This is a genomic window from Burkholderia semiarida (genome assembly GCF_029268935.1).
Classification (GTDB): Bacteria; Pseudomonadota; Gammaproteobacteria; order Burkholderiales; family Burkholderiaceae; genus Burkholderia; species Burkholderia semiarida.
The window spans coordinates 1-645 of record NZ_JAHLCL010000013.1 but is presented as its reverse complement, the minus strand read 5'-3'; the positions used below and the strand labels follow the sequence as shown (position 1 = coordinate 645).

At 64.3% G+C, this 645-nt stretch carries 1 protein-coding gene; it reads right to left on the bottom strand.

Features of this window, described 5'->3' with window-relative positions:
* On the bottom strand, positions 1–593 hold a 593-nt coding region (gene istB / locus KPB06_RS34390; RefSeq protein ID WP_275906314.1), incomplete at its 3' end, for an IS21-like element ISBcen28 family helper ATPase IstB.
* Positions 594–645 lie beyond the last annotated feature (52 nt).

Sequence of the window (645 nt, the reverse complement as noted above, 5' to 3'; positions counted from 1 at the left end):
CGCTCGTAGCAGGCGTTGACGAGCTGGAAGAACAGGTTGCCGCCGTTGGAGCCGATGGGCAGGTAGCCGATCTCGTCGACGATGAGCAGGCTGTTACGGGCAAGGAAGCGCACGCGCTGCGCCAGGTTGCCTTCCCGTTCGGCCTTGGCCATCGAGTTCACGATCTCGGCCAGCGAGCCGAAGTAGACGCTCTTGCCCGCGCGCACGGCTTCCACGCCCAGCGCAATGGACAGGTGCGATTTGCCCGTGCCGGGCGGCCCCAGGAAGTGAACGGTCTGCCGTCGTTCGATGAACTCGAGTTGCGCAAGCGTCATGATGCGATCGCGATCCAGGCTCGGCTGGAAGCTGAAGTCGTAGCCGGCCAGCGTCTTGATCGTGCCGAGCCGCGCGGTCTGCAGCGCCATCCGGATGCGGCGTGTTTCGCGTGTCGTGAACTCCTCGCCCAGCAACGTTTCCAGCACTTCGAGCATCGAACTGTCGCCTTGCTCGAAGCGGTTCAGGGTGGCATCCAGCGTTTCGAGCGCGCGCGGCATGCGCAGGCCGACGAGATAGCGCCGGATGCGCTCCAGTGTCGAGGCAGGCATGCTGTTCATGCGGTCCTCCCGGCTTCTGCGAGACGTCTTGCGACCTGGTCATAGAACGACA